The sequence below is a fragment of the Bradyrhizobium sp. AZCC 2289 genome, assembly GCF_036924615.1.
In the GTDB taxonomy this organism is placed as follows: domain Bacteria; phylum Pseudomonadota; class Alphaproteobacteria; order Rhizobiales; family Xanthobacteraceae; genus Bradyrhizobium.
This window is the reverse complement of the sequence record NZ_JAZHRY010000001.1, coordinates 8,879,986-8,895,259: the sequence shown is the minus strand read 5'-3', so window position 1 is coordinate 8,895,259 and position 15,274 is coordinate 8,879,986. Positions and strand designations below refer to the sequence as shown.

Annotated in this window: 13 protein-coding genes and 1 pseudogene; 4 read left to right on the top strand and 10 right to left on the bottom strand. The window is 62.0% G+C overall.

The features are described from left to right. Window positions 1-2: 2 nt before the first annotated feature. From V1289_RS41590 to cysS, 4 genes are all read right to left on the bottom strand, one after another. Window positions 3-380, bottom strand: coding sequence for a VOC family protein (locus V1289_RS41590; protein WP_334405123.1), 378 nt, complete (start codon window positions 378-380; stop codon window positions 3-5). 113 nt (window positions 381-493) lie between these two features. Beyond that, window positions 494-2,092: a citramalate synthase gene (cimA, locus tag V1289_RS41585; RefSeq protein ID WP_334405121.1), complete on the bottom strand. Its 1,599-nt coding sequence runs from the start codon at window positions 2,090-2,092 to the stop codon at window positions 494-496. Beyond that, complete coding sequence (locus V1289_RS41580) at window positions 2,089-2,601, bottom strand: GNAT family N-acetyltransferase (protein WP_334405119.1); 513 nt, start codon at window positions 2,599-2,601, stop codon at window positions 2,089-2,091. Before V1289_RS41580 ends, cimA begins: the two co-directional genes overlap by 4 nt. A 114-nt stretch (window positions 2,602-2,715) precedes the next feature. Continuing rightward, entirely contained in the window at window positions 2,716-4,110 is a 1,395-nt protein-coding gene (gene cysS / locus V1289_RS41575) for a cysteine--tRNA ligase (protein ID WP_334405117.1), read from the bottom strand. A 287-nt stretch (window positions 4,111-4,397) separates the two neighbouring features. Between cysS and V1289_RS41570 the strand changes: the two genes are divergently transcribed. Next, complete coding sequence (locus V1289_RS41570; RefSeq protein WP_334405115.1) at window positions 4,398-4,706, top strand: hypothetical protein; 309 nt, start codon at window positions 4,398-4,400, stop codon at window positions 4,704-4,706. A 190-nt stretch (window positions 4,707-4,896) separates the two neighbouring features. Further along, entirely contained in the window at window positions 4,897-6,069 is a 1,173-nt protein-coding gene (locus V1289_RS41565; protein ID WP_334405113.1) for a DUF2865 domain-containing protein, read from the top strand. A 2-nt stretch (window positions 6,070-6,071) separates the two neighbouring features. On the opposite strand, the gene V1289_RS41560 is transcribed toward V1289_RS41565, so the two are convergent. Genes V1289_RS41560 through V1289_RS41550 form a run of 3 tightly spaced genes read right to left on the bottom strand, consistent with a single transcriptional unit; the run spans window position 6,072 to window position 9,612 of the window. After that, a complete protein-coding gene (locus V1289_RS41560; RefSeq protein WP_334407882.1) occupies window positions 6,072-7,823 on the bottom strand; it encodes an NAD+ synthase in 1,752 nt (583 codons plus the stop codon). 45 nt (window positions 7,824-7,868) lie between these two features. Next, the gene (locus V1289_RS41555) at window positions 7,869-8,222 is read right to left on the bottom strand and encodes a diacylglycerol kinase (RefSeq protein ID WP_074281115.1); all 354 of its coding nucleotides are present in this window, start codon (window positions 8,220-8,222) and stop codon (window positions 7,869-7,871) included. A 1-nt stretch (window position 8,223) separates the two neighbouring features. Then, the gene (locus V1289_RS41550; protein WP_334405110.1) at window positions 8,224-9,612 is read right to left on the bottom strand and encodes a class II 3-deoxy-7-phosphoheptulonate synthase; all 1,389 of its coding nucleotides are present in this window, start codon (window positions 9,610-9,612) and stop codon (window positions 8,224-8,226) included. A 172-nt stretch (window positions 9,613-9,784) separates the two neighbouring features. Between V1289_RS41550 and V1289_RS41545 the strand changes: the two are divergent. Then, window positions 9,785-10,694: pseudogene (locus V1289_RS41545) on the top strand (alpha/beta hydrolase family protein). A gap of 1,073 nt (window positions 10,695-11,767) precedes the next feature. On the opposite strand, the gene V1289_RS41540 reads toward V1289_RS41545, so the two are convergent. Then, complete coding sequence (locus V1289_RS41540) at window positions 11,768-12,043, bottom strand: PilZ domain-containing protein (protein WP_334405108.1); 276 nt, start codon at window positions 12,041-12,043, stop codon at window positions 11,768-11,770. A gap of 236 nt (window positions 12,044-12,279) precedes the next feature. On the opposite strand from V1289_RS41540, the gene V1289_RS41535 reads away from it, so the two are divergent. Beyond that, window positions 12,280-12,594 carry a hypothetical protein gene (locus V1289_RS41535; protein WP_334405107.1) on the top strand — a complete coding sequence of 105 codons (315 nt, stop codon included), beginning with the start codon at window positions 12,280-12,282 and terminating at the stop codon, window positions 12,592-12,594. Window positions 12,595-13,596: 1,002 nt separating this feature from the next. On the opposite strand, the gene V1289_RS41530 is transcribed toward V1289_RS41535, so the two are convergent. Beyond that, a complete protein-coding gene (locus V1289_RS41530) occupies window positions 13,597-14,541 on the bottom strand; it encodes a nucleotidyl transferase AbiEii/AbiGii toxin family protein (RefSeq protein WP_334405106.1) in 945 nt (314 codons plus the stop codon). Then, complete coding sequence (locus tag V1289_RS41525) at window positions 14,531-15,127, bottom strand: hypothetical protein (protein WP_334405105.1); 597 nt, start codon at window positions 15,125-15,127, stop codon at window positions 14,531-14,533. The genes V1289_RS41530 and V1289_RS41525 overlap by 11 nt, the downstream gene beginning before the upstream one ends. Between the last annotated feature and the right edge of the window lie 147 nt (window positions 15,128-15,274).

The following is a 15,274-nucleotide window of genomic DNA, read 5'->3' as shown; positions in this document are numbered from 1 at the left end:
CATCACTCGCTCGGAAACGTCACCGCCTCGATACGGTTGCCGTCGGGATCGACGACGAAGGCCGCATAGTATTTCACCCGATCGTGCGGGCGCAGCCCCGGCGCACCGTCGGAACGGCCGCCGGCGTTGAGTGCAGCGGCGTGGAATGCATCGACATCACCTGATGATTTCGCGCGAAGACAGATGTGGCTGCCGCTCTCCGGCGCGACCGGCGCCATGCCAGCGCGCAGATTGATCCATAACTCCGGATAGTTCTTGCCGAAGCCGACCGTCGTCGGCCGCGTCACCAGCCGCGAAAGCCCGAGCGTCGCCAGCGTCATTTCGTAGAAGCGCGCGGCGCGTTCGAGGTCAGCGACGCCGACGGAGATGTGGTCGATCATTGAAAGCCCCCCGCTTTTTTCACCGTCATTGCGAGCGAAGCGAAGCAATCCATAGACCTACAAAGAAAGAATGGATTGCTTCGTCGCTACGCTCCTCGCAATGACGGTGTTCCTCAAGCCGGCGCGCCTGATTTCACGAGCTTGTAGATCACCGAATCCATCAACGCCTGGAACGAAGCGTCGATGATGTTGGGCGACACCCCGATCGTGGTCCAGCTTTCGCCCGCCTCGTCCTCGCTCTCGATCAGCACCCGCGTCACCGCTTCGGTGCCGCCATTGAGGATACGCACGCGATAGTCGATCAGCTTCAGGCCCTCGATGTATTTCTGATATTTGCCGAGGTCCTTGCGCAGCGCGACGTCGAGCGCATTGACCGGTCCGTTGCCTTCCGCCGCCGAGATCAGCCGCTCGCCGGCGACGTCGACCTTCACCACCGCCAGCGCCACCGTGACGCGCTGGCCGTTGGCGTTGTAACGCTGCTCGACATTGACGTCGAACTGCTCGACCCGGAAATATTCCGGCACTTTTCCGAGCGTGCGCCGCGCCAGCAAGTCGAATGAGGCGTTGGCGGACTCGTAGGCATAGCCGGCAGCTTCGCGCTCCTTCAATTCGTCGACCAGCCGCGCCAGTTTCGGATCGCTTTTCTCGTACGCAATGCCCGCGCGATCGAGCTCGGCCATGACGTTGGACCGGCCGGCCTGATCCGACACCAGCACCTTGCGGTGATTGCCGACCAATTCAGGCAACACGTGCTCGTAGGTGTGCGGGTCCTTCATGACCGCGGAGGCGTGAATGCCGGTCTTGGTCACGAACGCGCTTTCGCCGACATAGGCCGCGTGGCGGTTCGGCGCGCGGTTGAGCATGTCATCGAGCGCCCGCGACACCTTCATCAGGGTCGCCATCTTCTCAGGCGTGACGGCGATCTCGAAAGCGTCGGAGAATTCGTCCTTCAGCCGCAGGGTCGGGATCAGCGAACACAAATTGGCGTTGCCGCAGCGCTCGCCGAGCCCGTTCAGCGTACCCTGGATCTGCCGCGCGCCCGCGCGCACCGCGGCCAGCGAATTGGCCACGGCCTGCTCGGTGTCGTTATGGGCGTGGATGCCGACGTGACCACCGGGGATGTGCTTGATCACGTTGCCGACGATGGTTTCGACCTCATGCGGCATGGTGCCGCCATTGGTATCGCACAGCACCACCCAGCGCGCACCGGATTCATAGGCCGCTCTCGCGCACGCAAGTGCGAAGTCGGCGTTCTCCTTGTAGCCGTCGAAGAAATGCTCGCAATCGACCATCACCTCGCGGCCCGCGGCTTTCGCCGCGCCGACGCTATCGCGGATCGAGGCGAGATTTTCCTCATTGGTGGTCTCGAGCGCGACGCGCACCTGATAGGCCGAGGCCTTCGCGACGAAACAGATCGCGTCGGCCTTGGCTTCCAGCAACCCCGCGAGCCCGGGATCGTTCGAGGCCGAGCGGCCGGGCCGCCGCGTCATGCCGAACGCCGTGAACTTCGCATGCTCTAACTTTGGCTTTTCGGCAAAGAACTCGGTGTCGGTCGGATTGGCGCCGGGATAACCGCCCTCGACATAATCGATGCCGAGTTCGTCGAGCATCCCTGCTATGATCTGCTTGTCATGCAGGGTGAAATCGACGCCGTTGGTCTGCGCGCCGTCGCGCAGCGTGGTGTCGAACAGATAGAGGCGTTCGCGGCTCATGTTTGGCCTCCCGGCGCAGCACCGTCGGCCAGCGTCTTCTGCATCGTGGTATTGGCAAGCCACTCGCCATTGACGGTGACGGTATTGCGCTGCATGCCGACATAGCCGCGCTTTGAGAAAAATTCCGCCGCGTTGTCGCTGGCGTCGACCGTCAGGCTTTTCGCGCCGCGCGCGCCCGCGAGTTTTTCCAGCGCCTCGCACAGCATTGACGCAACACCCTGCCCGGCCACACCGGGATGAACATAGAGCAAGTCGATATGGTCAGCCCCCTTCAGCGACGCGAACCCGACCGGCGAGTTCTGCAGCGTCGCGATCAGCGTGAGCTGGCCGGCGAGACGCTTGCCGAATTGCTCTTCGTCCTCGGCGGCGCTGGCCCAGGCTTCCTGCTGCGCTTCGCTGTAGTCGTCGCCGGTCAACTCCTCGATGGCGGCAACAAAGATCGCCGCCAGCACGGGCGTATCCGCCGCCAGGAACGGCCGCAGCGCAGGTTGGGGCAATGCCTGTCCCATCGCGTCAAAATACTCCGAACAGTCTTAGCGCAAGCACGATCGCGGCGATGATGACCGCCCACTTGATGAAGATGTAGTAGCGCCAGTGTTTTGGGAAAGGCGTATCGGGCTTGCTCATCGCGCCATCTCCCAGGTGGTGCCGTCCTTGGAATCCTTGATGACGACGCCCATCGCGGCGAGTTCATCGCGGATGCGGTCGGATTCCTTGAAGTCTTTTCGGGCGCGCGCGGCCGTACGGTCGGAGATCAGACCGTCGATCTGCTTGGGGTCGATGCCGCTCGCTTGCTGCTTGCGTGCCTTCCAGTCCGCAGCACTCTCCGACAGGAAACCGAGCAGCCGCAAGGAGGCAGCAAACTGGCTGCGATCCTGATCGTTTCCGGAAGCCGCGTTATTCCGCAAGCCGTGCAGCGACGCGACCATCAGCGGCGTGTTCAGGTCGTCCGACAGCGCCGCGATGACGGCGTCGGAAGGCCGCCCGCCCTTGATGTCGGCGGCGACCCAATACCAGTCGTCGAGCGTCTTGGCGCTTTCTTCCAATCCCTTCAACGTCCAGTCCATTGGAGAGCGATAATGCGCCTTCAACATATTGAGGCGCAGCACTTCGCCCGGCCAATCGGCCAGCAGTTCCCGGATCGTGACGAAGTTGCCGAGCGACTTCGACATCTTGGTGTCTTCGATCTGCACGAATTCATTGTGCATCCAGTAGTTCGCCATCGCAGGCGTGCCGTGCGCGCAGCGCGACTGCGCGATTTCGTTTTCGTGATGCGGGAAGATCAAATCCAGGCCACCGCCGTGGATATCGAACACTTCACCGAGATACGCAGCACTCATGGCCGAGCATTCGATGTGCCACCCCGGGCGGCCCCTGCCCCATGGGCTTTCCCATCCCGGCTCATCGCCGGACGATTGCTTCCACAGCACGAAATCGCCCGGATTTTTCTTGTGTGCATCGACAGCGACGCGCGCGCCCGGTCGCTGCTCGTCCAGCTTGCGGCCTGAAAGCGCGCCATAATCCGGCATCGTCGCCGTATCGAACAGAACTTCGCCGCCCGCCTCATAAGCATGACCGCGCGCGATCAATTGCCTGATGAGCGTCACCATATCCGTCTTGCCGTCAGCGCGCGGCAGCACGAAATCAGTCGCGCGGGGTTCGAACGTCGGCGGAAGTGAACCCAATGCCGCGGCGTCGGCGTAAAACTGGTTAGCCGTCACTTCCGTGACCTTGCGGATCGCCTCATTCAGCGGCAGCCCGGGAAAGTCCCGCACGGCCCGCGCGTTGATCTTGTCATCGACGTCGGTGATGTTGCGGACATAGGTGACGTGATCAGCGCCGTAGAGGTGCCGCAGCAGCCGGAACAGCACGTCGAACACGATGACCGGGCGCGCGTTGCCGATATGGGCGAAGTCGTAGACCGTCGGCCCGCAAACATACATGCGCACATTCGAGGGATCGAGTGGCGTGAACGGCCGCTTCTCCTTGGTCAACGTATCGTAGAGGCGCAATTGCATGGATATCCCGTCCGTTGCGGCCGGGCGTCGAGTGATCTCGGTTGAGAAAAGACGGCCTCAGCCAGCGAATCGCTAGCTAATAATCTCGCGGCAAATGCTGCAGATGGCGAGGAGACCGTTCATGGTTCCCACCATGTCCCAGCCCGGGGGACGCCGTCAAGGGCTTGCTTAGCCCGGATTTGAGCCCGATTTGGGCCGCCCGCCCCGGCTGGCGACGCCATGGTTAATCATTCTTAACGCTTTGGGTCTATCTGATAAAGGGCGGTCCCCTCCTTCCCCGGTGCACCATGCGACCTTTGTCAGCATCCATTGCCTGCGCATTCCTTCTCGCCGCTTCCGCCGCCTCGGCCGACAGCCGCGTCTTCATCATTGCCAACCAGGCCGACGGCTACGGCGTCGACCAGTGCCTCGCCAAGGGCGATAAATGCGGCGCCCATGCCGCTCGCTCCTATTGCCAGTCACGGGATTTTGCGCAGGCCACCGCCTACCGGCGCGTCGATCCCGACGAGATTACCGGCGCGGTTCCCAAGGCCGGGAACGAGAAATGCACGGGTAATGGCTGCGAGGAATACGTCGCCATCACCTGCCAGCGCTGAACCGGGCCGGCACGACGTACTCTGAGGGGGCGCTTTGCCACACCCGTGCCCCGGAAACGACGTGACGCTGCCCCGAGAAGCAGCTATGTCAGGCGGCCTTGGCGATGGAAGCGGCTTTGGCCGCACCTTGCCGCCTTGGCCGCGCCTTTCGGTTTCCATAACCGCGCGGATTCGCTCTCGATGGCCGGATATGCCTGAAACCCTTACCTCCTTCTGGTCCCGCTGGATTTTGACCTGTGCCATGCTGATCGGCATCACGCTGCCGTGCACGGGCGCGTTCGCGCAGATGAACCCCGGCGCCTCGCCGCCGCCGCAACAACAGCCACAACAGCAGGGCGCGCAGGGCAATCCGATCTGCATCCGGCTTGAGGGGCAACTGGCGACGATCGACCACGGCGCCGGTAGCGGCGATCCCGCCAAGGACGACCAGATCCGTCGCTACCAGGATGCCGCCACCAAGCAGCAATCCGAGCTCGATCGCGTCACGCTGCAGGCCAAGCGAATGGGCTGCGACAGTTCCGGCTTCTTCTCGCTGTTCAACGGCCAGTCGGCGCAATGCGGGCCGGTCAACAACCAGATCTCGCAGATGCGCGGCAATCTCGATCAGATCACGACCAGCCTCGAGCGGCTGCGCAGCGGCGGGATCGGCGGCGCCGACCGCGAGAACCAGCGTCGCTCGGTCTTGACCGCGCTGGCGCAGAACAATTGCGGCCCGCAATACGCCAACGCGGCGCGGGGCCCGGGCAGTTTCATCGACAATCTGTTCGGCAACAATAACAACAACAGTCCGGGGGCGCCCGGCGTCGATATGGGTCCGCAATCCGGAACGTTCAAAACGGTCTGCGTGCGCACCTGCGACGGCGCCTATTTCCCGGTCTCCTTTGCCACCGTGCAGGCGCGCTTTGCCGACGACGAGAGGACGTGCAAGGCGCTGTGCCCGGCGACGGAAGCGAGCCTGTTCGCCTACCGCAACCCCGGCGAAGACATCAACCAGGCGGTCTCGATCACCGGCCAGCCCTACACCGCGCTACCCAATGCATTCAAATTCCGCACCGAGTTCAACCCGTCCTGTGCCTGCAAGGCCGCCGGCCAGACATGGTCGGATGCGCTGAAATCGGTCGACGACAAGGCTGCCGTCGAGCAGCAAGGCGACATCATCGTCACCGAAGAGAGCGCAAAGAAAATGCAGCAGCGCGCCCAGCCGCAGCCGGCGAAAGGCGCGCCCGCCAAGAAGGGCGCAGGCACCACGGCGACCGCGCCGCCGGCCGCGGCATCGGCCGCGCCTGCCACCGATGCCACGGCTCCCGCCGGCGACAGGCCGATCCGCACCGTCGGCCCGACCTTCATTCCGCCGAAGCAATAATCTCAGCCCTCAAACGCATCCACCGAGGCACGGCCCGCGCGTGACAGCAGCGTGGCATCGGGTTCGGGCAACGGCTTGCCCGGATCGCGAAAGCGGTTGGTGATGGGATAGCGGCGATCCCGGCCAAAGTTCTTTTGCGTCACCTTGACGCCGGGAGCGGCCTGCCGGCGCTTGTATTCGGCGATGTTGAGCAGGCGATCGATCCGCGTCACCACTTCGGGCGGAAAACCCGCCGATATGATCGAGGCCAAAGGCTCCTCGCGCTCGACCAGGCGCTCCAGGATCGCATCGAGCATGTCGTAGGGCGGCAGCGAATCCTGGTCGGTCTGGTTCTCGCGCAATTCGGCGGTCGGCGGCCGCGTGATGATGTTGACCGGTATCACCTCGCCCGACGGGCCGAGTGCGCCTTCCGGCTTCCATTCATTGCGCAGGCTCGAGAGCCGGAACACTTCGGTCTTGTAGATATCCTTGATCGGATTGAAGCCGCCGTTCATGTCGCCGTACAGCGTGGCGTAGCCGACCGACATTTCCGACTTGTTGCCGGTCGTGACCACCATCGCGCCGGTCTTGTTGGAAATCGCCATCAGCAGCGTGCCGCGGGCGCGCGCCTGCAGATTCTCTTCGGTGATGTCGCGCGGCAGCCCTGCGAACGTCCCCGACAAAATCTTCTCAAAGCCGTTCACGGCGTCCGCGATCGGCAGCACCTCGTAGCGGATACCGAGCGCGGTTGCGAGCTTGGCGGCATCGTCGAGCGACACCTGCGCGGTAAATCGAAATGGCAGCATCACACCGCGGACCTTGTCAGCACCGAGCGCATCGACCGCCATCGCCGCGCACAGCGCCGAATCGATGCCGCCGGAAACGCCGAGCAGCACGCCGGGAAAACCGTTCTTGCGGACATAGTCGCGCAAGCCGAGCACGCAGGCCGCGTAATCGGCCTTGTCGCCCTCGAGCAGCGGCGTGATTGGGCCCGAGCAGCGCCAGCCGTCACTGGTCTTCGACCAGTGCAAGGTCGTGATGTTCTCCTCGAACGCCGGTAACTGCACCGCCACCGAAAGATCCGCGTTCAGCGCAAAGGAGGCGCCGTCGAAGATCAATTCGTCCTGCCCGCCGACCTCGTTCAGGTAAATCAGCGGCAAACCGCTCTCGGTGACACGGGCCACGGCGATCGACAGCCGCAGATCGTTCTTGTCGCGCGCATAAGGCGAGCCGTTCGGCACCACCAGGATCTCGGCGCCGGTCTCGGCCAGACATTCGACGACGTTTTCGTATTCCTCGGACTCTTCGAGCCAGATGTCCTCGCAGATCGGCACGCCGATCCGCACCCCGCTTACGGTCACCGGTCCCGACGCCGGCCCGCGCGCGAACAGCCGCTTCTCGTCGAACACGCCGTAATTCGGCAAATTGGCCTTGAAGCGCAGCGCCGCGATGCGACCCTCGTCAAGCAAGGCCACGGCGTTATAGAGCTTGTCGTCCTCAACCCAGGGCGTGCCGATCAGGACAGCCGGGCCGCCGCCGGCGGTCTCGCGCGCCAGTTCCTCGACGGCGGCGCGGCAGGCCGCCTGGAACGCCGGCTTCAGGATCAAATCTTCCGGCGGGTAGCCGGCGATGAACAGCTCGGAAAAAACCACGAGATCGGCGCCATCGGCCCGCGCCTTCTCGCGCGCCGCGCGCGCTTTCGCGGCGTTGCCGGCGACGTCGCCGACGGTCGGGTTCAACTGGGCCAGTGTGATCCTGAATTCGACTTCGCTCATGGTGCCAATGGTGCCCTGCACAAGCCCAAACTGCAATCGCCTGCTTCAGATCGCGCCCATGCGTTCGGCGATGGCGAACAGCCAGAACAGGCCGCCCATCACCAGCGCGACGCCGACCGCGGCCGATCCCATATCCTTGACCCGCCCGATCTGCGGATCGTGGTCGGTGGTGAGGCGGTCGGCGAGCTTTTCGATCGCGGTGTTGAGCAGTTCCACCACCAGCACCAGGACCACGGCCGCGACCAGTTCGACGCGGCGCATCGCCGTGACGCCGATCAGCCACGCCAGCGGCAGCGAAATCGCCAGCGCCGCAATTTCCTCACGGACGGCCTGCTCCGACCGGATCGCAAAGGCGAGACCGTTTCGGGTATTGATCGTGGCCCGCCAGAATCTCAGCAAATCAAAGACCCGCTGCGGCCGGCATCGGCTGGACCTTGCCGGCGCGTTCCTGCTTCAACAGTTCCGCAATCAGGAAAGCCATGTCGATCGACTGTTCCGCGTTCAAACGGGGATCGCAGACCGTGTGATAGCGGTCGTTGAGATCCTCATCGGTGATGGCGCGCGCGCCGCCGATGCATTCGGTGACATCCTGCCCGGTCATCTCCAGATGCACGCCGCCGGCATGGGTGCCCTCGGCCTGATGGATCGCGAAGAACGATTTCACCTCCGACAACACCCGGTCGAACGGACGGGTCTTGTAACCCGACGTCGAGGTGATGGTGTTGCCGTGCATCGGATCGCACGACCAGACCACGACCCGCCCTTCCCGCTTCACGGCGCGGATCAGCGGCGCCAGGTGATCGCCGACCTTGTCGGCGCCGAACCGGTTGATCAGCGTCAGCCGTCCCGGCTCGTTGTCGGGATTGAGCACGTCGATCAGCTTCAGCAGTTCATCGGCTTTAAGCGATGGCCCACATTTCAGGCCGATCGGGTTCTTGATGCCGCGGAAATATTCGACATGGCCGTGGTCGAGTTGGCGGGTGCGATCGCCGATCCAGATCATGTGGCCCGAGGTCGCGTACCAGTCACCGGTGGTGGAATCGACGCGAGTAAAAGCCTGTTCGTAGCCCAGCAGCAGCGCCTCATGGCTGGTGTAGAAGTCGGTGGCGCGCAGTTCCGGATGGCTCTCGAGATCGAGGCCGCAGGCGCGCATGAAATTCAGCGCATCCGAAATGCGATCCGCCAATTCCTTGTAACGGCGCGACTGCGGCGAGTCCTTGAGGAAGCCGAGCATCCACTGATGCACGCTGCCGAGATTGGCAAAACCGCCGGTCGCGAACGCGCGCAGCAGATTCAGCGTCGCCGCCGACTGCCGGTAGGCCATTAACTGGCGCTGCGGATCGGGGACGCGCGCTTCCCTGGTAAACGCGATATCGTTGATGATGTCGCCGCGATAGCTCGGCAACTCGACGCCGTTGATCGTCTCGGTGTTGGACGAGCGCGGTTTCGCGAACTGGCCGGCGATGCGGCCGACCTTCACCACCGGCAGCGCGCCGGCGTAGGTGAGCACGACAGCCATCTGCAGCAGCACGCGGAAGAAGTCGCGAATGTTGTTGGCGCCGTGTTCGGCAAAGCTCTCGGCGCAGTCGCCGCCCTGCAGCAGGAAGGCTTCGCCGGCGGCGACGCGCGCAAGCGCCTTTTTCAGGTTGCGGGCCTCGCCGGCAAACACCAGCGGCGGAAACGTCGCGAGCTGCGCCTCGACATCGGCCAATGCCTTGGCGTCGGGATAATCGGGCATTTGCAGCACCGGCTTGGCGCGCCAGCTATCGGGTGTCCACCGCTCGGACATGGCGTTAACTCCTGAGCAAAAACCGCTACTTATGGCAGGTAGCGGAGTTCCGGCTTATACACAGGCAAAAGGCCGGCCGCCAGTTGGATTTCCGCTTCTCCGCACAAGCCCTTGCGGCAAAAGCCGAATTCGCATTTGCTGTGGCGCTCGCAAACCTAAGGAGGAGATCGCGGTGGCCGGGCCGGGCTTGGACGACGTATTTGCCGACGACATCACCGTGCCTGCGGCGGATGGCTATCCGCTGGCCGCGACGCTGTTTTTGCCGCGCGGCGCCAAGCGCCATGCCGTGCTGATCAATTCGGCGACCGCCGTGCCGCGCAAGCTCTACCGCGGCTTTGCCGGCTATCTCTCTCGCCAAGCGCGGCTGCGCGGTCTTGACCTACGATTACCGCGGCACCGGCGACTCCAGGCAGAAGGCGATGGCCGGATACAACCAGCCGAAATCGCTGGTCGGCTTCAAGGCCTCGATGGCGGATTGGGCGGCGCAGGACGTTACCTCCGCGGTGTCGTGGATGCGCGAGCGCTACAAGGCGCTGCCGTTCGCCTATGTCGGCCATTCCTTCGGCGGCCAGGCGCTGGGGCTGCTGCCGAACAATGCCGAGATTTCGCGCGCGCTTTTGATCGCCGCCCAGGCCGGCTACTGGAAGCTGATGGCCTCGCCCGAGCGCTTTCGCGTCTACGCGATGCTGAATTTCGTCGGCGCGCCGCTGACCCGCGCGCTCGGCTACATGCCGGGCTGGGCCGGCCTCGGTGAGGATCTGCCGAAGGATGTCTTCCTGCAATGGGTCGGCTGGGTGATGAACCCGCGCTATCTGCTCGGCGATCCCACGCTCGCGGCGTTGCAGAACTTTCCGAAATACAAGGGCGCGCTGCGCGCGCTGTGCCTGTCCGACGACCCCTGGGCGACGCGGCCCGCGGTCGAATTGCTGTGTTCGGGATTTACCGCGACCAAGCCCGAGATCATCACGGTGACGCCGGCGGATACCAGCGCAGCCAAAATCGGCCATCTCGGTTTCTTCCGCCCCGAGCATCGCGACACGCTGTGGCGAGGGGCGGCGGAATGGATTGAGGCGGCGGAGTGATTGAGTTTTCAAACAGCTGGAGACGTTTCGACCGCAGAGCCGTCATTGCGAGGAGCGTAAGCGACGAAGCAATCCATTCTTTCTTTGCGTGGCAACATAGATTGCTTCGCGGAGCCTGTCATCGGGCGCGCATTCGCGCGACCCGTTGGCTCGCAATGACGGGGGGCCAGATACGCTTTCGCGCCCTCGCGGCGCGCTGCGCCCGAGCTGTGAAAAATCCTTCTCCCATCGAGGGAGTGGGGAATGCCGGGTGCCCGATGCACCCGCAGCCCCTGTGCATTGGTAGTAAGCACAGGGTAGTCACCACGGTCGCACCGGAATCACCCGGCATTCCCGCACGCGGCTGGTTTTAACTGCTTATGCCGTGCTCTCCCCGGCGACGAATTCGTCTTGTCACCGTCGTCAGCGGATTAGCGGTTTTGCCGAACCCGGTTGGGCCTGCGAAAACCTCCGCCGACTTGACACCAGCAACGGGTGCCAGGACCACACGGTTTTGTCGTCCGCTGCAACATCGTTCGTCTGCGCGCTTTGATCGCTCACGGCGAACCGCCCTGCGATCTGCTTGCGCGCCCGACGCTGCTGCGTCCACCGCATCTCATCCCAACGTATTTGACGATCCGGATACGCCCCTCGTTGAGGGATGAGACGGCGGGATTTCTAATGCTGATTTGGGGGAAATGGGAAGAGGAATATTTTCTCCGGAAGGTCTGGACAGGGCAAATCACGCTGAAAGCGCTCGGCAATTTTCTTTCTGCGCGCATATCGAATGTGCCCGTCTTTTCGGCTGCCGGCGGAATTGCTCCAAATCACGAACGTCTCAAATCGGGAAACCGTGGGACACCCGGCCACGGGATGCAGAACGGCACCAGCTCAACACCCCGGAAAACAACAACGCCGCTCGAGCGGAATATGATCGCTCGGCGGCGTTGGTCAGTCACCGGGGCCCCTGAAATCCTCCCCGGCAGATTTATGTGTGCACAGGTCGTGCCAAGGTTCATGTAGCGAATTGCGACAGGAATGAACCACTTCCGGGCTCGACCGGAGAAATCGGTGGATGTGGGCCTGTGGCGGTATCAGAGCACGAATTTGATGCCGAACATCCGGCCCCTGCGCCAGACCACTTCGCATGGCTGGCGCTTCGGATGATCCGGCACCAGCGCCAGTTTGAACCGGTCGGCGACGTCGATCTCGGCGTCGGTCACGATCCTGGCGCCGCCCGGCGACACGTCCATGACGACGCATTCGGTCTTCGTCATCTCATCGTCGACCGTAAGCCAGGCCACGTGCTTTTGCAGTTGCCGTCGCGGTTCACGCTGCACCTTTGCCCTGAGCGCATCAACAGTCGTCATGATGACCATCCGTCATAGGATTAGCTGGTCATCCGATTTAGGGGGTATCCCGTGAAGGTCTTGTTAGGACATTGGATTGGAATTTATCGGTTTTCACAGCGGATGCCGTGCGCAGTCGATCAGCGGTTTACACTTTGCTAACGCGCCTGCGGGCCGATTTCTTCCGATATTGATTTTGGCCGCTAACCCTGCGGCATAGGTTCGACATCCGGCGCGTGAGGGCTTGGGTCGGGCGCATGCTCCACCCGCGCCTTGAGATCGGCGGCCTTTTCGACCAGCGCTGCTGCCACTTTCGGATCCGATGTTGTCTGGGCGAATTTGAGAAGGATGGTTGCCTGACGCTTTACGTATTGCCTGCCGACCACTTTTCTTATCCCCGGTTGCCAACCCCGCATGGATATGCGGAAGGCCGGGGAATCGTTCCGGGGCAGCGTTACAAAGTGAACATTATTTTTTGCTCCAGCGCAGATGCCGCTTTTTTCAGCGGTGATCCCGCGCCGGAATTGGAACCCGGCGAGGGCTCGGACGTCGAATCCTTCGCTTCCGGCTGAATGCCCCCCAAAGACCCGGCCGGAAGAAAACCTCCCACAGGTTGGCGGTCCCGGTACGGTCCTATCCCCCGCGCCGGGGCCGTTTGTGCGGCTGACGCCGGGTACAAAAGAAAACGGCTCCAGCGGGGAACTGGGGCCGTAAGTTTGAGTGCACCGGAGCGCCCCGATGCACTTCTCTCAACGGGCCCGCTTGCGGGCCGTTCCTAAATCGCTTCAGCAAATGCGCCGAACGAAAAGCCCCGCTGTCACGCCGGGCGATCGCAAGTATCCGTTTCAAGTGATGCAATGCTTGAGACTATTCGGAAGAAAACGCGGCGTCTGTGCGCAACCTAACATAGCGACTTCCGGCGGAGCGAAATCGAATTTGCACCGGCTTCCAAATACGGCATGCCGCGGCGCAAGGAACAAGCGCGGTCGATCCGACTTGAACGATGGGCCAACCAAAGTGTCAGGCCTGCACGGTCCCACACCGATAGCCCCCCACCCCTGTGGGACCGTGCTTTCCTGCCGTCGAAAAGGTCGGCAATTCCGCCGCCGCAGTCAGGAAAGAACCCGCACTTCCCGGCACCACAGCGTGGAGAGGCCCCAGCCCTTGGGGAAGGAGCTGAGGCCTCTGCCGATTTGGGGGCTTAACGCCGGACCTGTAGTGGGCAAGTCCGGCGATTGAAATGATGCCGCCACGTCAGGGTTCTCGCAACAACGATTGCGAGAACGCCGCTGCCTCTTTGGGGGTAGTCCAAATTTTTTCACCGGTTCGCCCTTGTCAGAGCAGCCAAGTAGGATGCCTCGGATACGCTCCAGTAAGACTACGGATAACCAAACCCGCGTATTTGGTGCAGATTAGTTGTTGCTGGGGATTTAAGGGGCCAGCACCTGAGCCAAAGCCGAGCAAGCGAACATACTCCGCTTGCTCGGCCTGGCGGCTCCGAAGCGGCTTTTTCGATCCAGGGCGAACCGCGCTGGACAACGGGCTTTATCGTCCGCGCACGGTGGCCCTGCGGGCTATAGCCTGTCGATCGAGGCGCTGATCTCGTTGAGAACCTGCTCGAAGGTCGGCCGGTCACCATAGTAAAGAGCGCTGCCGATCGCGTAGGCTTTCGCGTAAGCCGCTCGCGTTTTCGCGTCGCTCAACAGGAACGCTTCATTTGCAGCGATGTCTTGATTGTCAGCCCTTGGGAAATGATTTCGCTTGTGCGCCCTATAGGCCTCCGTTCCGATAATCGCCTGAATTTCCGGCCGCTTGAGCAGGCTATGAACGTCGTAATAGTGACGCATGAAATCCGACGGCAGTTCGCCGGTCTCCTGCTGCTTGCGGAATTTCGTTGAGATCGTTTGCAGTTTCTCTACCAGGGTATAACCCGGATCGTAGCAGGCGACGGCTTTGGCCCGATTGCCGATGATGTCTACTCTATCGACGGCGTAATCATAGGCCCACGAACTGATGTCCTTCGCAGCATTTGGCGTCACCTTGGCAAATCCCACTTCCAACAGGACACCATCTCGAAGATCTTCGATCGGTTCGGCAATGCTTTTATAGTGAAGCCTGATGCCCGCGCTGAAGAGGTCCTTGTTGTCAAATTCCGTGTCACGCTCAACCATGGTTATGCCGTTGATCTTGATCGTCCTGGCGAGCCAATCGTAGAAATCCTTGCGACCTCTGATGTGCACCTCTTTCAAATGATTGCGCCCAGTCTTTATCTCCCGATTTTCCGGAGGTTCTATACGAATGTCGATATCTTCCGAAAACCGATCGATAATCTGGTAGCCCTTGGATAGCGAAGTCCCACCCTTCAGTTCGAACTGAAGGCCCAATCGCTGCAGCCCTGAGAGGCAATGCATGATCCAGTAGTCTTTTTCGACCAGCGCGGGATCGATAATTTTTTCTTCCGCCACGATCCGAATGAGATCGGCGAACTGGGGATGGTTGTGAAGATATTCACGCGGCACGATTCAGCTCATCCGGCTTTAGCGCGTGTTCAAAGAACTTCTTCGTCCGTACGCTTCCATAGTCGCGCACGGCACGTTGCAAGCGCCGGACATCGAACGATGCCGCGCGTTTTCCTACCCTTTCGAGCACCTCGTGCTTTGCTTCGGCCAGCTGATCCAGATTGTTGACCATGTCGACCAGCAGAAATTCCTTTGTCAACGTCTGCGGAAAGTCCGCCTTGACGCGAAACGCGAATTTGCGCCCGCCGAGCTGGAAATCGCCGTGCCGCTTGCGATTGTAGACGACGGTCTTGTCGTAGAGTTGCGTCGTGCCGACCCCGAGGCTGTTGTAGGCATTCGGTGACACCAGAAGAAAGCGGCGGTCCTTCAGGAAAACCTCGACCAACCTGCCATCCTCCGCCGGGGCTTTCCCAAAGACGGTTTGTTTCGGATACGCATAAAGGCCTCCCGCAAGCCTGGTGAGCGTTCCCTCGCTCACAAGCTGCTTGAGATGCCGATCAACGGCCTTCGACCAACGCGCCAGGTCCGCGCGCCGGTAGACCTGCCCCGGCTTCAAATGCGCTTTGAGCTCCTGCAGTTTCGTCATGTTGGAGACGGTAGCTGAAAGGCGCGCGAGTTGCAATATTTTTCATTGAAAAATCATGCATATTAATTTGTAACAACTTGATATTACTTGGTCTTTTTCATCATTAGGCGCACTAGACCGAAGTTTGCTCGTGTCGTCAGGAGAGAC

What these genes read in the sequence shown, in the direction of transcription:
- V1289_RS41590 (WP_334405123.1), bottom strand. Translation starts at nt 380, where the DNA reads ATGATCGACCACATCTCCGTCGGCGTCGCTGACCTCGAACGCGCCGCG.
- cimA (WP_334405121.1), bottom strand. Translation starts at nt 2,092, where the DNA reads ATGAGCCGCGAACGCCTCTATCTGTTCGACACCACGCTGCGCGACGGC.
- V1289_RS41580 (WP_334405119.1), bottom strand. Translation starts at nt 2,601, where the DNA reads ATGGGACAGGCATTGCCCCAACCTGCGCTGCGGCCGTTCCTGGCGGCG.
- cysS (WP_334405117.1), bottom strand. Translation starts at nt 4,110, where the DNA reads ATGCAATTGCGCCTCTACGATACGTTGACCAAGGAGAAGCGGCCGTTC.
- V1289_RS41570 (WP_334405115.1), top strand. Translation starts at nt 4,398, where the DNA reads ATGCGACCTTTGTCAGCATCCATTGCCTGCGCATTCCTTCTCGCCGCT.
- V1289_RS41565 (WP_334405113.1), top strand. Translation starts at nt 4,897, where the DNA reads ATGCCTGAAACCCTTACCTCCTTCTGGTCCCGCTGGATTTTGACCTGT.
- V1289_RS41560 (WP_334407882.1), bottom strand. Translation starts at nt 7,823, where the DNA reads ATGAGCGAAGTCGAATTCAGGATCACACTGGCCCAGTTGAACCCGACC.
- V1289_RS41550 (WP_334405110.1), bottom strand. Translation starts at nt 9,612, where the DNA reads ATGTCCGAGCGGTGGACACCCGATAGCTGGCGCGCCAAGCCGGTGCTG.
- V1289_RS41540 (WP_334405108.1), bottom strand. Translation starts at nt 12,043, where the DNA reads ATGACGACTGTTGATGCGCTCAGGGCAAAGGTGCAGCGTGAACCGCGA.
- V1289_RS41535 (WP_334405107.1), top strand. Translation starts at nt 12,280, where the DNA reads ATGCTCCACCCGCGCCTTGAGATCGGCGGCCTTTTCGACCAGCGCTGC.
- V1289_RS41525 (WP_334405105.1), bottom strand. Translation starts at nt 15,127, where the DNA reads ATGACGAAACTGCAGGAGCTCAAAGCGCATTTGAAGCCGGGGCAGGTC.